The organism is Vibrio sp. TRT 2004 (assembly GCF_050113735.1).
Lineage (GTDB): Bacteria > Pseudomonadota > Gammaproteobacteria > Enterobacterales > Vibrionaceae > Vibrio.
In genome coordinates, this window is record NZ_JBNJOH010000002.1 from 128879 (window position 1) to 145034 (window position 16156).

The following is a 16156-nucleotide window of genomic DNA, read 5'->3' on the forward strand; positions in this document are numbered from 1 at the left end:
CGCCTCGTGGTGTTGAGAAAGCTGACGATACATTATGGCGCTAATCCATTGATTGTAATGAAATTGAGAAATTTGCTGCGTCCAGAAATCAAATGTTTCAATTTGCTGCTTAACCTTGATATTAAAAGGGATAGACTATATCTATTAGGTAAAGAACAAGCTGGTCGTGATTTGAATGCATCAGCACAGAGAAAAAGCTTCCGTTTTTGGAGAAAAGTAATGAAGCGAGTAATGTTATTCCTTGTAACCAACTTAGCTGTTGTACTGGTATTAAGTGTTGTCCTCAACATTGTGTATGCAGTGACAGGCATGCAACCAGGCAGCCTTTCTGGGTTACTGGTGATGGCCGCGGTATTTGGTTTTGGTGGTTCGTTTATCTCATTGCTAATGTCAAAGAGTATGGCATTGCGTTCAGTGGGAGGCATGGTTATTGAGAGTCCGCGTAACGAAACAGAACATTGGCTGCTAGAAACGGTGCGTCGTCAATCTGAGCAAGTGGGTATTGGCATGCCAACGGTAGCCATCTATGATTCAGCGGATATCAATGCTTTTGCAACAGGTGCGAAACGAGATGACTCTTTGGTCGCGGTTTCGACGGGCCTATTGCACAACATGACTCGTGATGAAGCAGAAGCGGTGCTTGCGCACGAAGTTAGCCACATTGCCAATGGTGATATGGTTACCATGACCCTGATGCAAGGTGTTGTAAATACCTTCGTTATCTTCTTGTCTCGTTTTATCGCTAACCTTGTTGCGTCGAACGACAATGAAGAAGAAGGTGGTAGTAATATGATGGTTTACTTTGGTGTCAGTATGGTACTCGAACTCATCTTCGGTTTCCTAGCGAGCTTTATTACCATGTGGTACAGCCGTCATCGTGAATTCCACGCAGATTCAGGTGCCGCACAGTTGGTTGGTAAGCACAAGATGATCGCAGCGCTAGAACGTCTTAAAGTAAGTCATGAATCACAGCTAGAAGGTTCTATGATGGCGTTTGGCATCAATGGTAAGCGTTCAATGACAGAACTACTCATGAGCCACCCTCCACTAGACAAACGTATTGCTGCACTGCGCAATTCTTAATCTGTCGCTATAATTATTTGAAAAGGCTTGGTTTATAACCAAGCCTTTTTTGATCCGTTTGAAAAATCCTACGTACAAAAGCCATAAGTTATACAAAATCATTTTTGTACAACTTTAATTTTTCATCTATGATTTGCATGTTATACAAATAAGATTTATGTATAGCTTTTAGGGAGTGACATATGGATGTCCAAGCTGTAAGCAAGGTATATCAACAACTGAACAAGGAAAATCTTCACCTTCTGTCGGATGTTTATCATCAAGAAGTGGTGTTTGAAGATGCTGCCCACCGCTTGGAAGGTTGGGACGCGCTTGAGCGCTATTTTGAGACACTCTACAAAAACGTCACACGTTGTGATTTTGAGATTCAGGAGCATCAGCAAACGGATGATAGTGGGTTTCTCACTTGGCGAATGGCATTAGAGCATCCAAAATTATCAAAAGGGACGGTGATTTATGTCAATGGCGTTAGTCATATTAAGTTTTCTGAAGGGCGAGTCATCTACCACAGAGACTATTTTGATTTGGGTGAAATGCTGTATGAGAACCTACCGTTACTTGGCTCAATTATAAAAAGCATCAAGCAGAGGTTAGGCCAATGAACTGCGTTCTGATTACGGGTGCGACATCGGGTATTGGCTATCAGTTAGCCAAAGATTACGCTGAAAATGGCTGGCATGTTATTGCTTGTGGACGTAACACTGCCGTTCTCAATGAAATGGTTGAGACGTCAACGTCGATCTCTTCACTAACCTTTGATCAAACAAACCTTGAGCAGACCAAAACGGCCTTGTCTCATTTGCCGATTACGCCCCAGTTATGGATATTCAATGCGGGTGATTGTGAGTACATCGAAGATGGGCAACTGGACGCTGAACTCATTAAGAGAGTTTTCGATATCAATGTGATTGGTTTGTCGAATGCTATCCACGCGTGTCAGCCGAATTTCAGCGCGGGGCATAGGGTGGCGATTATTGGCTCTATCGCCAGTGAAGTCGCGTTACCTAGAGCGGAAGCCTATGGTGCGTCAAAAGCGGCGGTCAGCTACCTCGCTAGAACTTTACAGTTGGACTTAAAACCACAGGGAATTGATGTTTCGATAGTCTACCCAGGTTTTGTGAAAACACCACTCACAGATAAGAACACCTTTGATATGCCAATGATGGTGACTGCGCAACAAGCATCCCAACAGATTCGTCATGGTTTAGCGAAGGGCAAAGGCCATATTTATTTTCCAACTAAATTTACATCAATTTTGCGATTGATTGGTGCATTGCCATACCGTTGGCAAAATGCTCTGACTGCAAAGTTGCTCGCCCAGGGATAGAGGTAACGATATGAAAATCGCAATTATAGGCAGTGGAATTTCTGGATTAACGTGTGGTTATTATCTTAGTCGTGACCACGATGTAACCTTGTTTGAAGCGAATGATTATATTGGAGGGCATACCGCGACGGTTGACGTCGAACTTGAGGGTAGTCGCTACTCCGTTGATACGGGCTTTATCGTTTATAACGATCGAACCTACCCGAATTTTATCGCCTTGATGAATGAGATTGGCGTGGAAGGAAGACCAAGCCAAATGAGCTTCAGCGTCCGAAATGACAGTAATGGGCTTGAGTATAATGGCCACACATTAACCACCTTATTTGCACAGAAGAGAAACTGGCTAAATCCTAAGTTTTACTCATTTATATTTGAAATATTGAGATTTAACCGCCTAGTCAAAGAGTGTGTTGATCAAACAACGGGCGAGAACACCTTAGGCGACTTCTTGACCTCTCACCGTTTTAGCGATTACTTCTGCGACAACTATATTCTTCCAATGGGGGCGGCCATTTGGTCTTCAACTCTCGCAGATATGAGGGCGTTTCCACTCCAGTTTTTTGCGCGTTTTTTCTTAAATCATGGACTGCTTGATGTGACAAACAGACCTCAATGGTATGTGATTAAAGGTGGATCTAGAGAGTACATTAAGCCATTGACTAAAGGGTTTGCGGACAAGATTCGACTCAATAGTCCGGTCGAGTCAGTGAGTCGTGATCAAGCTGGGGTTACGGTCAGAGTTAATGGTCAAACCGAACGTTTTGACCAAGTGATTTTTGCTTGTCACAGCGATCAAGCTAAGCATTTGTTGGCTGATATCAGCTCGGTAGAGAGCGAAATCTTATCCGATTTAGCCTATCAGCCAAATGAAGTCGTGCTTCACACGGATGAATCTTTGCTGCCAAAACGAAAAGCGGCATGGGCATCATGGAACTATTGGTTGGATGGCGGTGAGCAAGAGCAATCTCGACCACCTACGTTGACCTACAATATGAACATCCTACAGCACATCCAAGCGCCAAAAACGTTTTGTGTTTCTTTAAACAGCAGCGATCAGATAGACAAAGACAAAATACTGAAAAGTTTTGTCTACCACCATCCGGTGTTTAGCCGCGACTCGATGGCCGCTCAGGCAAGACGCAATGAAATTAATGGCTTGTCTCGGACATGGTTTTGTGGCGCGTATTGGTACAACGGGTTCCATGAAGATGGCGTTCGCAGTGGACTGGATGTCGTGAGAGGAATACGATTAGCCAGTGAAACCCTTCAATCTCAGGGAGCGGCTTAAGATGTCCTTGGAACAGCGTAACCATTTGCTGGTTGGAAAAGTCCGACATCGTCGTTTTACGCCCATTGAACATGCGCTGAACTATCATCTATTTATGCCTTGTCTTGATCTGGATGATCTCGACGCTCTGCAACAGAGAGTGTGGGGGTTTGGTCAGAGATGGTGGCATTGGGCGAGATTTAAGCGCCAAGACTATCTCGGTAGTGGGGACTTAAAACAAGCGGTATTGAGTAAGGTTCAACAGCTGGGTGGAGAACCGATTCAAGGAACCGTGAAAGCGGTCATCCATCTTCGATACTTTGGCATTTACTTCAGTCCGGTGAACTTTTACTACATTTACGACCAACAAGGTCATTGGAGATACTTGCTTGCGGAAGTCAGTAATACTCCTTGGAATGAGCGCCACTACTATCTGCTCGATGCTGATGACCGGAATACTTGGACTCACAGCAAAGCATTTCATGTCTCGCCATTCAATCCGCTAGAACAGCAATACCACTGGAACATCAAACCTCTGGGCGACAAGTTATCTGTTCACTTGGCTTGTCACCGAGAGAGTAAGGAGTTTGATGCTACGCTTAAAATGAACAAACATCCTTTTAATTCAAAAGTATTACTCAAGCACCTGATCGTTACACCCATAATGGCAGTAAAAGTGATGACAGGGATTTATTGGCACGCTTTAAAGCTCTGGATTAAAGGTGCACCGTTTTACTCTCATCCGAAATATCAACAAGGGCTTGACAGTTCAACGGATAACAGCGGCGCGGAACTAAAAAAATAACAAGGAACCGATGACATGATTAACTCACAGACACTGGCTTTGCCTGTTCAGTTAAGTTCAGTACAAAAAACAGCCCGAAATATCGCATTTTCTTGTCTCTGCAAGCTACAAGTTGGTTCTTTAACTGTGATTGAATCATTTAGTGATGAACCAGCACTGCGCGTAAGAGAGCAGTTTGGCAAGCCTAAAGAAGGTCAACCCAGCGCTATCATAGAAGTAAAGAATCCGGCCTTTTATGCCCGTTTGCTCAAGGGGGGCAGTATTGCTGCGGGTGAGGCATACATGGATGGTTGGTGGGATAGCCCTAACCTTACTCAACTGATGGAGTTGATGGCACTCAACTTGTCAGCGTTAGACTCGATAGAGAGCCGTTCTAGTTTGTTGTCCAAGCTTACTTATCAAGTCAGCCATTGGTTAAACAGAAATACGGTGGCCAATTCAGCCAAAAACATCGAAGCGCACTATGACCTGAGCAATGACCTTTACCAAACATTTCTTGACCCAAGAATGCTCTACTCGTCTGCTGTGTTTAACGATGACAGTGACTCTTTAGAGCACGCGCAAATCAACAAGATGGAGCGTTTGTGTCAGCAACTCAAGCTGACAGCGAACGATAGCGTTATCGAAATCGGCACAGGTTGGGGGGCAATGGCGATCTATATGGCGCAAACATATGGCTGCCATGTTACGACAACGACGATTTCGGAGCAGCAATACCAATATGCGAAACAGGCCATAGAGGCGAAAGGCTTGACCGATAGAATCACGTTACTTAAGAAAGACTATCGTTTGCTTGAAGGTGAATTTGACAAGCTGGTCTCGATCGAAATGATTGAAGCGGTTGGTAAACAGTTTTTGACGTCGTACATTCAGAAGTGCCAATCGTTACTCAAACCTGGTGGTCTGATGGCGATACAAGCAATTACCATTGCAGATCAACGTTATGACTACTACAGCAACAACGTTGACTTTATCCAGAAGTATATCTTTCCGGGTGGTTTTCTTCCTTCAATCACCGCTTTAACTCAAGCCACCACTAAGCATAGTGACTTGGTACTAAGAGATCTGTTTGACATAGGACAGGACTACGCACGCACGCTTAGTCACTGGTATGAGCGTTTCAATGCTGCGCAAGAACAGGTTTATAAACTCGGATTTGATGAACGTTTCATTCGCATGTGGAACTATTACTTCTGCTATTGTGAAGGCGGATTCCGAGCAAAATCGATCAGTACAGTGCACATGACGTTCCAACGTCCTTAACAAAGAGAGTGAGCTGATGAAGCGTCTCATACTCATCTCAACTTGGTTCCAGGTTATCTGGTTCGTGGCTGTTATTGGGCAAACATCATGGCATTGGCTGACGTTGTTGTTAGTCACCTTCACTCTCTTAATCACCGCTTTGCGTAGCGAATTTGCTTGGAAAAAGCTCGCGGTGATTGTGGCAGTGGGCATCAGCGTAGACTCGGTTAATATGGCGTTAGGACTCTTGCATTTTGAGCAAGGGTACCTTCCGTTATGGTTAGTCTCTCTATGGGTTATTTTTGCCTGGTACTGCTATTTTTTATATCCGGTAGTGAGCCAATACCCATTATCTATCGTATCAGTCATAGGTGGAATTGGTGGAGCACTCAGTTACAGTGCCGGTGAGAAGCTTAACGCGGTGACTTTCGGATTGCCGATAGTGTTAACAGCAGGCATCTTGTTAATTGAGTGGACCATTATGGTCTTATTGATTTTTAAGGTGTACGGATATGAAAATCATCCTGATACTCGTCACTTATCTAGTAGTGACAGCTAGTGCGTTGGCTTCTGTTGTCTCTGACAGGGTGGAACAAGATTGGCGCAATTGGTCAAAGGTAGGACAAGCGCAACTTACCATGCTTTTCTTTGATATTTACCACTCTCAGCTTCTTACACCGAGTGGGCGATATACACTTGACCCTGATATTACCCCGCATCCTTTGGCACTATCTATCACCTACCAAAGAGAGATTTCACAACAGCAATTGATCGATGCGACGCTAGAACAATGGCAAAAGCTCGGCTACCAAGCAACACAAACCCAGCAATGGGCAGAGCATTTAGCGAGTATCTTCCCGAATATCAAGAAGGGACACAGTTTGACATATGTAACAGATGGTGTTCAGGGACAGTTTTATTTCTCTGAGCAGCAAGCGAGCATTAAGCTCATCGGTGTGATAGAAGAAGAACAGCTTAATGATGCATTTTTGGCTATTTGGCTCTCGCCCGATACTGAATATCCTAGCTTGAGAGAGCGTCTGATTGGGAGAGCACAATGATAACTCAGCTACGTGCGGCTATCGCCACTCTGGTAATCCTGTTTTTACTAGGCTGTGCGGCGGAATTGGATGATTACCAATCCACTCAACCTAAATTTGACCTGTTCGAGTATTTTCAGGGAGAGTCGACGGCTTGGGGAATGGTGCAGGACTACTCCAGTAAACAGACGCGGCGTTTCGAAGTTAACATCAAAGGGAGCGTAGCGGGCAATGTGCTGACCTTAGTTGAAGATTTCGTGTTTGATGACGGAGAGACATCGCAGAGAATCTGGTCAATCGAGCGGGTTGGTGGTGGTCAATACCAAGGGCGTGCCGACGACATTATTGGTGTTGCCACAGGACGAGAAGTTGGTAATGCTCTGCAATGGCAGTATGATTTTGAATTGAAGATGGAACAATCAACGGTGGTGGTGACCTTCGATGATTGGTTATACAGACAAGATGACAAACATGTGTTCAACCTTACCAAAATCAAAAAGTTTGGCATTGAGGTAGGCACGATCACCCTGTTTTTCCAGAAGCAATAAACAGTTGTGGATAACTGGCTCGGGCTTCACCCTACTGGCAGTGGGTGTTGGTAGAAAAATGATCCAACTTTTGGTCTTGAAGGTGTCGACAGGACTCGTTCCTAAAGCGAGATAATAATCCAGCTCACCAAAATAAAAAGGGTTGACGCCTTAACGCCAACCCTCTCACTACTCGATACTCGATACTTACAGCTTGTCTGTCAGCTCAATCGCTTGACCGATGTAGTTTGCTGGCGTCATCTCTTTAAGACGTGCTTTTTCGTGCTCAGGAAGTTCAAGACCGTCGATAAAGCGACGCATTGTTTCACCATCTACACGTTTACCACGAGTTAACTCTTTAAGCTTCTCGTATGGTTTTTCGATACCGTAGCGACGCATCACAGTTTGTACAGGTTCAGCTAGAACTTCCCAGTTCTTGTCCAGTTCTGCTAGTAGTGCTTCACGGTTAACTTCGAGTTTGCTGATGCCTTTTAGAGTAGACGTGTAAGCGATGATTGCATAGCCAACACCAACACCTAGGTTACGTAGTACTGTTGAGTCCGTTAGGTCACGCTGCCAGCGAGAGATAGGCAGTTTTTGTGCTAGGTGACCGAATACAGCATTCGCTAGACCTAGGTTGCCTTCAGAGTTTTCAAAGTCAATTGGGTTAACTTTGTGTGGCATCGTTGACGAACCAATCTCACCAGCAACGGTTTTTTGTTTGAAGTGACCGAGTGCGATGTAGCCCCATACGTCACGATCGAAGTCGATTAGGATGGTGTTAAAACGCGCAACCGCATCAAACAGTTCAGCGATGTAGTCGTGTGGCTCGATCTGAGTTGTGTAAGGGTTCCAAGTCACACCCAGCGACTCAGTGATGAACTCTTCGGAGAATGTGTGCCAATCTAGCTCAGGGTAAGCGGATAGGTGAGCGTTGTAGTTGCCGACAGCACCGTTGATTTTTGCTAGGATTTCAACGTTAGCGATCTGCTTGTATTGACGTTCCATACGGTACGCAACGTTTGCCATCTCTTTACCCATGGTTGATGGAGAAGCTGGCTGGCCGTGTGTACGTGACAGTAGTGGAATATCACGGTATTCAACAGCAAGAGCTTTAATCGCGTCGATGATGTTTTTGATTTCAGGAAGAATAACTTCGTCGCGAGCTTCTTTCAGCATTAGAGCGTGAGAGGTGTTGTTGATATCTTCTGATGTACATGCGAAGTGAATGAACTCATTTACTGCGTGTAGCTCAGGAACGCCGGCAACTTTCTCTTTCAGAAAGTATTCAACCGCTTTAACGTCATGGTTTGTTGTGCGTTCGATCTCTTTGATACGAGCGGCATCTTCTTCAGAGAAATTTGCGGCTAGGTCATCTAGGAACTGATTGGCTTCTGCACTGAATGCAGGGACTTCTGCGATGGCATCTGTAGCTGCTAGCTTTTGTAACCAGCGGATTTCAACGATAGAGCGGTACTTTAGTAGACCAAACTCACTAAAGATGCTGCGAAGTGCAATAGTTTTACTTCCGTAACGACCGTCTACTGGTGAAACAGCAGTCAATGCTGACAGTTCCATGATGTTCTCCTGAATTGAGTTTCGAAATTTTGTGAGCTTTATACCAGCATCTTAGTGATTTGTCACGAATATTGCGCAAACGTTTGCGCGGGGTTTATTTTGGTATAAAGAAACAGCTCGCGCTAAGGCACGAGCTGGGAATTAATTATGACATTCTCGCAAGTAGGATCTGTGCTTGTTCTACCATCTTTTTTCGTCCAAAGATGAGGTGACGACGCTTACCGCCCACTTGTCTCCATAGTACCGCGCTGCGAATGCCAGACAACAGCAGAGCTCGAACTTTATGTTGATTTGTAGTCTGTTGCAGCACAGAAGGTGTCCCCGTTACTTGAATGCGAGGCCCCACTGGGCTAATGACATCAAGATAGACGCTGGCAAGGTTACTCAGCATCTGTTCGTCGAGTAAATCAAAGTGATCGAGTTGGCGTTCGAGCATTTGGATACGGTCGCCGAGCTGTGACATCGCATCGTTACGGCTTTGAAGCTTGCGCTCTAATGCCATCAAACTAATGATGTAACGGGTAATCTCACTGCCAGAAGGGGTGCTATCGATTCCTTTGACCAAACATTCTAGCCCCAGCTTCAAATCGACTTCACGACCATAAACACTGACCGTATTTGCAGGGTTAGTGTTTAAGATCGCTTTTAATGAAGTTTCAAACGCGTCAGAGTCACAGTGACCGTTTTTAGCGACTTGTTGAACCAAAGCAACAGCTTGGCAGATTCCAGCAAATGCGATAGTGCGGTCATAAAGTGTGTTAGCCACGTAATTCTACTCCAATGATTAAGATAAATTAAATTCGCTCTTCGATGATGCCGCCACCTAAGCAGACTTCACCTTGATAGAAAACAGCAGATTGTCCCGGTGTCACCGCAATTTGCGGCTCGTCGAAGATGACTTTGATGTTCTCATCATCAATAGGGATGATAGTACATGGGATATCTGTTTGACGGTAGCGAGTTTTCACAGTGCATTGTAACGGTTCTTTAATCGCTTCACGATCAACCCAGTGCAATTGGGAAGCGATAAGTCCTTGAGACTTCAACATTGGGTGATCTTTACCCTGCACCGCGATAAGAACGTTGCGTTTGAGATCTTTTTCGCCAACGAACCATGGGTCTTCATTACCGCCGCCGCCTTTCTGACCACCAATGTGCAGACCTTTACGCTGGCCAAGAGTGTGATACATCAGGCCATTGTGCTTGCCAATCACTTTACCTTCAGGTGTTTCTATATCGCCTGGTTGAGCAGGTAAGTAACGACCTAGGAAATCGGTAAACTTACGTTCACCAATAAAGCAGATACCCGTGGAATCTTTTTTCTTCGCGGTGATCAGATCTTGTTCTTCTGCAATACGGCGAACTTCAGGCTTTTCTAACTCACCAACAGGGAATAGGCTGCGTGCCACTTGATCGCTGCTTAGCGTATAGAGGAAGTAACTTTGATCTTTGTTGCTGTCTAGGCCGCGCAGCATTTTAGGTTTTTCACCTGCTGCAAGCTCTTCAGCCGTCGGGAACGTACGGCGAACGTAATGACCCATAGCGATGTAATCAGCATCAAGAACTTCATCAGCAAATTCGAGGAATGCTTTGAATTTGATCTCTTTATTACACAAGATATCTGGGTTTGGCGTGCGGCCTGCTTTGTATTCAGCTAGGAAATACTCAAACACGTTGTCCCAGTATTCCGCTGCAAAGTTAATGGTGTGTAGGTGGATGCCTAGTTTGTCGCACACTGCTTGCGCGTCTGCAAGGTCTTCAGCTGCTGTACAGTACTCTTCATTGTCATCCTCTTCCCAGTTTTTCATGAATAGGCCTTCAACTTGATAGCCCTGTTGCTTGAGAAGATAAGCAGAAACGGATGAATCCACACCGCCGGACATGCCAACGATGACTTTCTTTTGACTGTTATCAGTACAGTTGTCAGACATTACTAAACACCACTTAAATAAACTGGAGGCAGATTTTATCAGAAAGCATAGCAAGGGGACAGATCCGAGATCGAACTCACACTTCGATTTTGGTCAATTTCCCCTCAATCACTGACTGAAACCTGAGAATAATTGAGTATAGAGAATCTATATATGGCATAGTTGCAGAAATTCAAGTTACACAGAGCAACTGAAATGAGCGACCAGAACCAAATCATCGAAGAGCAACAATTGATTGAGGTGATTGAAAATCAGCTAGAGGATGGAAACCCAATTAAAGTCAAAGAGACTTTGATGCGTTTGATGATGACAGGCACCTCCCGTGAAGACGCCATTGCCATGATGGCTTGTGCCGTGGCTATTGAGATTTATGATGTCATGAAAAACGACGGTGAGTTCAACCTAAAGCGTTACGCTGAAAATCTAGCAAGTTTACCGGATCTAAGCTTTATAGAAGGCGAGTAATCCGTCATATCACATTTGATCAGGTCTCAGTGAAATTGAATGTGAGATCTGACATTCTGTTTGGGAACGGAGAGCGAATGTGCTCGAAGTAGCAACAATCAGCCACTTTGTTGATGAAAATCCCTTCTTATTTAATACGTACTAAATCGCCTCAGATTTAATTACGATTGCAAACGTTTGCTATAATTCCTCTAGTTGCCGCGCTAAAAAGGGCGAGGTAGAATCCGGCATCCTTTCATCCCTTATTCAGAATCATCAATATGAAATTTCCTGGTCAACGCAAATCGAAGCATTACTTTCCTGTTCACGCTCGCGATCCGCTTGTGACTCAATCACAAGAAAGCAAAAAAATGTCGCGTACGCACATTATTGGTATCGATCAAACCTTGGTAGATATTGAAGCGAAAGTAAACAGCGAGTTGATTGATAAATATAAGCTGAGTAAGGGGCACTCACTGGTTATTGATGATGAGACAGCTGAAGCGTTATATAACGAGTTGAAAGAAAGCCAACTTATCACCAATGAATACGCTGGTGGTACCATCGGTAATACGCTTCATAATTACTCAGTCTTAGCGGATGATCGTTCAACACTGCTGGGTGTAATGATCCAGGATATTAAAATTGGTAGTTATGGCTACCGCTACCTATGTAATACCTCTAGCCGAATGGATCTCAATTATCTGCAAGGTGTTGATGGTGCAATTGGCCGCTGTTTTGCTCTTATTACTGAAGATGGTGAACGTACTTTTGCTATTAGTGAAGGTCAGATGAACCAACTTCATCCTGATAGTATTCCAGAAAAAATCTTTAAAAATGCTTCGGCTCTTGTACTCACCGCTTATTTAGTTCGTTGTAAAGAGGGCGATCCGATGCCTGAAGCGACGATGAGAGCGATTGAATACGCTAAGAAATATGAAGTGCCGGTCGTACTGACACTTGGAACTAAGTTTGTGATTCAAGACGATCCTCAATTCTGGCAGGATTTCTTACGTGATCACGTTAGTGTCGTTGCAATGAATGAAGATGAAGCAGAAGCGTTAACGGGTGAGTCTGATCCTCTAGCGGCGTCAGATAAAACTCTGGAATGGGTTGATTTAGTATTATGTACTGCGGGTCCTGTTGGTCTATTTATGGCTGGTTACACTGAGGATTCAGCTAAACGTGAAACGTCTTTGCCTCTTCTTCCTGGTAGTATTGCAGAATTCAACCGTTATGAATTTAGCCGACCAGCTTCAAAAGACTTATGTGAGAATCCAATTAGAGTTTACTCTCATATTTCGCCATATATGGGTGGTCCGGAAAAAATCAAAAATACCAACGGAGCGGGGGATGCAGCACTATCGGCGTTGTTGCATGATATGGCGGCAAATAAGTACCACAAAAAAAACGTGCCTAACTCAAGTAAACATGCGTATTCATATTTGACTTACTCCTCTTTCTCACAAGTTTGTAAGTATTCTAACCGAGCGAGTTATGAAGTTTTAGTTCAGCATTCACCGCGTTTGTCTCGTGGTTTACCTGAGCGTGAAGATAGCTTGGAAGAAGCGTATTGGGAACGTTAATCAACGAATAAATAACAAACCTCACTCGAGTGAGGTTTGTTAGCGATAAAAAAGCGCCCAATGGGCGCTTTTTTAATTGCTTGTAACAAACGTTGACCGATTAGATTAGGAAATCGTCTAGAGATTTACCAGCGTCTAATAGCTCTTGAATTGCAGAAGGCGTACGACCTTGACCTGTCCATGTTTTCTCTTGGCCTGTGCTGTCAGTGAACTTATATTTTGCAGGACGAGGAGCGCGCTTAGATTTCGCTTTGCCTTTAGTTTCACCGGTAAGTGCAGAAATTAATGCTTTAACGTCGATACCATCGCTTGCAATTTGCTCCGCAATTGCTGCTAGCTTCGCTTCTTGTTCAGCAGCTTGTGCACGTTCAGCTTCTTCTGTTTCTTTACGTTCGCTAACAACAGTCGTTAATTTATCTAGCGCTTCTTCAAGTTGCTCTAGTGTTAGTTCACGTGCGAAAGCACGTAGGCTACGGATGTTTAATAGTGTTTTAGTTAGTTCCGACATTAATTCGTCTCTTCGTATATAAGTTGTCGATAAATGAATCATAAACTTCAAATTTAAATAATACAATCTTCTGCAATAAAAAATATAAAAAAACAGCGGATGTTTCGGTGTTGCTGTCTCAATGAATTAAAAAGCGAAGAGCGAAATAGAGTCGTAAATCTGATTAATTAAATTACGACAGAGTTACTGTTATTACAGTTTCATATCAATATGGGAAGAGCTATATATCAATCCTATTAATTGTAGGGTTGTTACTGTTTTAACCTTTAGACATATATACACGTTGTTAATGTGGGTATGTTAACCAGAGTCAATAAAGACCATATAGGGTCAGCTTGTTTTCCCTGCGCATCTATTATTACCGGCTAAATAGTAGTGACTATTAAACCGGATGACTATTCATCCGTCATGGAATCTTAGTCAGTCGCTTCGAATGGGACAAATTAACAATAAAATCGAATAATATGTTGAATCGACTCTCAGGTTAAGTACAATGGCTGGAACCTAATGCGATTGTCGGGTTAAATTATTGTTAAATTGACTTTTCGGTAGTTTAATATTTTACACATCGCGGTAGAGGCGCGGAATAAATCAGTAATGTTTGTTGGGGTGATGCCAATGAACAAACAGGAAAGGTTATTTCGCCGAAGTGAGTATTCATATCAACGATGCTTGCTGGGGTTGCACCCGAAAGGGGTAACACTGCCATAGTCTATAATTTGTAAAACTATGGAGCGCTACTGTAGGGCTGGGTTAAGCATTCGCTTGCTCGTCGCTAATTTCACTTAATTGTTAGGAAATGATTTCCTTCAATTAGTCTGCAGTAGATCTCTAACCATTTATTACTGGTTTTTGAAGATCATGAATTTAATTGATTTTGCATCATCTCCTATTTCTCTCTTGCCACCATTAGTGGCTTTGAGTCTTGCTATCGTAACGCGCCGCGTTTTGGTATCACTCGGTGTCGGTATCTTACTTGGCGCTATCTTACTAAATGACTATGATGCATCAAATACGATGGGTTACGTCGATTCAACGGTATTTAGTGTTTTTGTCGAAGATGGTGGCTTAAACGTTTGGAATATGAGCATTGTTGGTTTCCTTATCCTGTTGGGTATGATGACTGCATTGCTGACGCTTTCCGGCGGAACTCGTGCTTTTGCTGAGTGGGCACAAACACGTGTTAAGAGTAAACGTGGCTCAAAATTACTGGCTGCTTTTTTAGGCGTTTTCATTTTTGTTGATGATTACTTTAACAGCTTGGCGGTAGGTGCCATCTCTCGTCCTGTGACGGATCGTTTTTACGTATCACGAGCGAAACTGGCATATATCCTCGATTCAACCGCAGCACCTATGTGTGTGATCATGCCGGCTTCGAGCTGGGGTGCCTACATCATGACGATCATCGGTGGCATTCTTGTTTCTCATGGCATCACTGAATACTCTGCGCTTGGTGCGTATGTACGTCTGATTCCAATGAACTTCTACGCGATTTTTGCACTGCTAATGGTGTTTGCGGTAGCTTGGTTTGGCTTAGACATTGGTAAAATGCGTGAGCATGAGATTGCAGCATCGCGTGGACATGGGTTTAGCGCAGAACAAGCTGAAGATAGCCAAGAAGCGCATGAGTTGAATGAAGAGCTGGATATTCGCGAGAGCGAAGGCGGTAAAGTATTAGATTTGATCTTGCCAATTGTATTCCTGATCATCGCAACTGTTGCTTCAATGCTTTACACCGGTGGCCAAGCGTTGGCTGCTGATGGTGTCGAATTTAATCTGCTGGGTGCGTTTGAGAATACCGATGTCGGTACCTCTCTTATCTACGGTGGTTTAGTCGGGCTTGCGTTTGCACTATTCACCGTGGTTAAGCAGGGCATTGCGATGGGCGAAATCTCACGTACGCTTTGGATTGGTGCGAAATCAATGTTTGGTGCAATCCTTATTCTAGTGTTTGCGTGGACGATTGGCTCTGTTATTGGTGATATGAACACGGGTAAGTACCTTTCGACTCTTGCACAAGGCAATATCAACCCACATTGGTTACCAGTGATCTTGTTCCTGCTATCTGGCTTAATGGCATTCTCGACAGGTACCTCATGGGGTACGTTCGGTATCATGCTTCCAATTGCGGGTGATATGGCTGGTGCAACGGATCTGGCGCTGATGCTGCCAATGCTAAGTGCAGTACTTGCTGGTTCGGTATTCGGTGACCACTGTTCTCCAATCTCTGATACCACAATTCTGTCGTCTACAGGTGCGCGTTGTAACCATATCGATCACGTATCCACTCAGCTACCTTATGCACTGGCGGTGGCGGCGGTCTCGTGTATTGGCTTTGTTACCTTAGGTATGACTGCTTCAATTGGACTTTCATTTGCGGTTTCTTCGATTGCTTTCGTCGCGATTTGTGTGCTTCTTTCGGTATTGTCTAAATCGAAAATGGCAAATTGCCACAACGCATAACCACATCATTTGAACGAAAAATTTAAAGGGAGCTTCGGCTCCCTTTTTATTTGTATATGACAAAATGAAAAAAGTTTAAATAAATGGTTGAAAAATGTTGATAGCTTAGTTAGTGTGGATAACAACAAAGCGAAACAGAAGAGCTTATTAAGTATGCGTAATTTAGTCATGAATATTCATCATCACCATCACCCAGTCTAGTCTTTCGGGAGATGCACGCATACCCGGGAGACAGGAAACTCCCGGAGGCTAATATCGCAAACTACAAGATTTAGAACCCTCGGGAGACCAACTCTTCCGAGGGTTTTTCAGTTTTACAGTCTTGAAAAGTTTATCGATTTCAAATATTTGCACA

The 16156-nt window shown here is 43.9% G+C and carries 16 protein-coding genes, 1 riboswitch and 1 other annotated feature; of the genes, 12 read left to right on the forward strand and 4 right to left on the reverse strand.

Features of this window, described 5'->3' with window-relative positions:
• The first annotated feature begins 219 nt into the window (after positions 1 to 219).
• From htpX to ACQEXR_RS01595, 9 genes are all read left to right on the forward strand, one after another.
• Positions 220 to 1083, forward strand: a complete 864-nt coding sequence (gene htpX / locus ACQEXR_RS01555; protein WP_138970292.1) for a protease HtpX — start codon at positions 220 to 222, stop codon at positions 1081 to 1083.
• A gap of 182 nt (positions 1084 to 1265) precedes the next feature.
• On the forward strand, positions 1266 to 1685 hold the full coding sequence (locus tag ACQEXR_RS01560) for a nuclear transport factor 2 family protein (RefSeq protein WP_331415919.1): 420 nt from the start codon (positions 1266 to 1268) through the stop codon (positions 1683 to 1685).
• Complete coding sequence (locus ACQEXR_RS01565; RefSeq protein ID WP_331415918.1) at positions 1682 to 2410, forward strand: SDR family oxidoreductase; 729 nt, start codon at positions 1682 to 1684, stop codon at positions 2408 to 2410. The genes ACQEXR_RS01560 and ACQEXR_RS01565 overlap by 4 nt, the downstream gene beginning before the upstream one ends.
• 10 nt (positions 2411 to 2420) lie before the next feature.
• On the forward strand, positions 2421 to 3698 hold the full coding sequence (locus ACQEXR_RS01570) for an NAD(P)/FAD-dependent oxidoreductase (RefSeq protein ID WP_427019649.1): 1278 nt from the start codon (positions 2421 to 2423) through the stop codon (positions 3696 to 3698).
• A gap of 1 nt (position 3699) precedes the next feature.
• Entirely contained in the window at positions 3700 to 4482 is a 783-nt protein-coding gene (locus ACQEXR_RS01575) for a DUF1365 domain-containing protein (RefSeq protein WP_427019650.1), read from the forward strand.
• A gap of 15 nt (positions 4483 to 4497) precedes the next feature.
• Positions 4498 to 5745, forward strand: coding sequence for a class I SAM-dependent methyltransferase (locus tag ACQEXR_RS01580; protein WP_427019651.1), 1248 nt, complete (start codon positions 4498 to 4500; stop codon positions 5743 to 5745).
• A 16-nt stretch (positions 5746 to 5761) separates the two neighbouring features.
• Positions 5762 to 6283 carry a DUF2878 domain-containing protein gene (locus ACQEXR_RS01585; protein WP_427019652.1) on the forward strand — a complete coding sequence of 174 codons (522 nt, stop codon included), beginning with the start codon at positions 5762 to 5764 and terminating at the stop codon, positions 6281 to 6283.
• Positions 6237 to 6785, forward strand: coding sequence for a chalcone isomerase family protein (locus ACQEXR_RS01590; RefSeq protein WP_138970299.1), 549 nt, complete (start codon positions 6237 to 6239; stop codon positions 6783 to 6785). The genes ACQEXR_RS01585 and ACQEXR_RS01590 overlap by 47 nt, the downstream gene beginning before the upstream one ends.
• On the forward strand, positions 6782 to 7312 hold the full coding sequence (locus tag ACQEXR_RS01595; protein ID WP_426950518.1) for a DUF3833 domain-containing protein: 531 nt from the start codon (positions 6782 to 6784) through the stop codon (positions 7310 to 7312). Before ACQEXR_RS01590 ends, ACQEXR_RS01595 begins: the two co-directional genes overlap by 4 nt.
• Before the next feature lie 186 nt (positions 7313 to 7498).
• Here the strand turns inward: ACQEXR_RS01595 and purB are convergent, their stop codons facing one another.
• The 3 genes from purB to mnmA all read right to left on the reverse strand — a co-directional run bounded on the left by purB (position 7499) and on the right by mnmA (position 10800).
• On the reverse strand, positions 7499 to 8869 hold the full coding sequence (gene purB / locus ACQEXR_RS01600) for an adenylosuccinate lyase (RefSeq protein ID WP_427019653.1): 1371 nt from the start codon (positions 8867 to 8869) through the stop codon (positions 7499 to 7501).
• Positions 8870 to 9014: 145 nt separating this feature from the next.
• Entirely contained in the window at positions 9015 to 9635 is a 621-nt protein-coding gene (hflD, locus tag ACQEXR_RS01605) for a high frequency lysogenization protein HflD (RefSeq protein ID WP_138970302.1), read from the reverse strand.
• 28 nt (positions 9636 to 9663) lie between these two features.
• Positions 9664 to 10800, reverse strand: a complete 1137-nt coding sequence (mnmA, locus tag ACQEXR_RS01610; RefSeq protein ID WP_138970303.1) for a tRNA 2-thiouridine(34) synthase MnmA — start codon at positions 10798 to 10800, stop codon at positions 9664 to 9666.
• A gap of 195 nt (positions 10801 to 10995) precedes the next feature.
• Here mnmA and ACQEXR_RS01615 point away from each other — a divergent pair, with 195 nt between their 5' ends.
• Together ACQEXR_RS01615 and ACQEXR_RS01620 are read left to right on the forward strand one after the other, a co-directional pair.
• Positions 10996 to 11265: a hypothetical protein gene (locus tag ACQEXR_RS01615; RefSeq protein WP_427019654.1), complete on the forward strand. Its 270-nt coding sequence runs from the start codon at positions 10996 to 10998 to the stop codon at positions 11263 to 11265.
• Between the two features lie 260 nt (positions 11266 to 11525).
• Complete coding sequence (locus tag ACQEXR_RS01620; protein WP_331415908.1) at positions 11526 to 12830, forward strand: inosine/guanosine kinase; 1305 nt, start codon at positions 11526 to 11528, stop codon at positions 12828 to 12830.
• A 100-nt stretch (positions 12831 to 12930) separates the two neighbouring features.
• Here ACQEXR_RS01620 and ACQEXR_RS01625 read toward each other — a convergent pair whose 3' ends face one another.
• The gene (locus tag ACQEXR_RS01625) at positions 12931 to 13338 is read right to left on the reverse strand and encodes an H-NS family nucleoid-associated regulatory protein (RefSeq protein ID WP_427019655.1); all 408 of its coding nucleotides are present in this window, start codon (positions 13336 to 13338) and stop codon (positions 12931 to 12933) included.
• Between the two features lie 566 nt (positions 13339 to 13904).
• Positions 13905 to 14086: riboswitch (Lysine riboswitch) on the forward strand.
• A 113-nt stretch (positions 14087 to 14199) separates the two neighbouring features.
• Between ACQEXR_RS01625 and ACQEXR_RS01630 the strand changes: the two genes are divergently transcribed.
• Positions 14200 to 15801 (forward strand): Na+/H+ antiporter NhaC family protein, encoded by a 1602-nt coding sequence (locus ACQEXR_RS01630; protein ID WP_427019656.1) that lies wholly within the window; start codon positions 14200 to 14202, stop codon positions 15799 to 15801.
• A 176-nt stretch (positions 15802 to 15977) separates the two neighbouring features.
• Positions 15978 to 16114, forward strand: a sequence feature (His leader region).
• Positions 16115 to 16156 lie beyond the last annotated feature (42 nt).

Coding starts and splice junctions, on each gene's coding strand:
- htpX (WP_138970292.1), top strand. CDS start 220: ATGAAGCGAGTAATGTTATTCCTTGTAACCAACTTAGCTGTTGTACTG.
- ACQEXR_RS01560 (WP_331415919.1), top strand. CDS start 1,266: ATGGATGTCCAAGCTGTAAGCAAGGTATATCAACAACTGAACAAGGAA.
- ACQEXR_RS01565 (WP_331415918.1), top strand. CDS start 1,682: ATGAACTGCGTTCTGATTACGGGTGCGACATCGGGTATTGGCTATCAG.
- ACQEXR_RS01570 (WP_427019649.1), top strand. CDS start 2,421: ATGAAAATCGCAATTATAGGCAGTGGAATTTCTGGATTAACGTGTGGT.
- ACQEXR_RS01575 (WP_427019650.1), top strand. CDS start 3,700: ATGTCCTTGGAACAGCGTAACCATTTGCTGGTTGGAAAAGTCCGACAT.
- ACQEXR_RS01580 (WP_427019651.1), top strand. CDS start 4,498: ATGATTAACTCACAGACACTGGCTTTGCCTGTTCAGTTAAGTTCAGTA.
- ACQEXR_RS01585 (WP_427019652.1), top strand. CDS start 5,762: ATGAAGCGTCTCATACTCATCTCAACTTGGTTCCAGGTTATCTGGTTC.
- ACQEXR_RS01590 (WP_138970299.1), top strand. CDS start 6,237: ATGAAAATCATCCTGATACTCGTCACTTATCTAGTAGTGACAGCTAGT.
- ACQEXR_RS01595 (WP_426950518.1), top strand. CDS start 6,782: ATGATAACTCAGCTACGTGCGGCTATCGCCACTCTGGTAATCCTGTTT.
- purB (WP_427019653.1), bottom strand. CDS start 8,869: ATGGAACTGTCAGCATTGACTGCTGTTTCACCAGTAGACGGTCGTTAC.
- mnmA (WP_138970303.1), bottom strand. CDS start 10,800: ATGTCTGACAACTGTACTGATAACAGTCAAAAGAAAGTCATCGTTGGC.
- ACQEXR_RS01615 (WP_427019654.1), top strand. CDS start 10,996: ATGAGCGACCAGAACCAAATCATCGAAGAGCAACAATTGATTGAGGTG.
- ACQEXR_RS01620 (WP_331415908.1), top strand. CDS start 11,526: ATGAAATTTCCTGGTCAACGCAAATCGAAGCATTACTTTCCTGTTCAC.
- ACQEXR_RS01625 (WP_427019655.1), bottom strand. CDS start 13,338: ATGTCGGAACTAACTAAAACACTATTAAACATCCGTAGCCTACGTGCT.
- ACQEXR_RS01630 (WP_427019656.1), top strand. CDS start 14,200: ATGAATTTAATTGATTTTGCATCATCTCCTATTTCTCTCTTGCCACCA.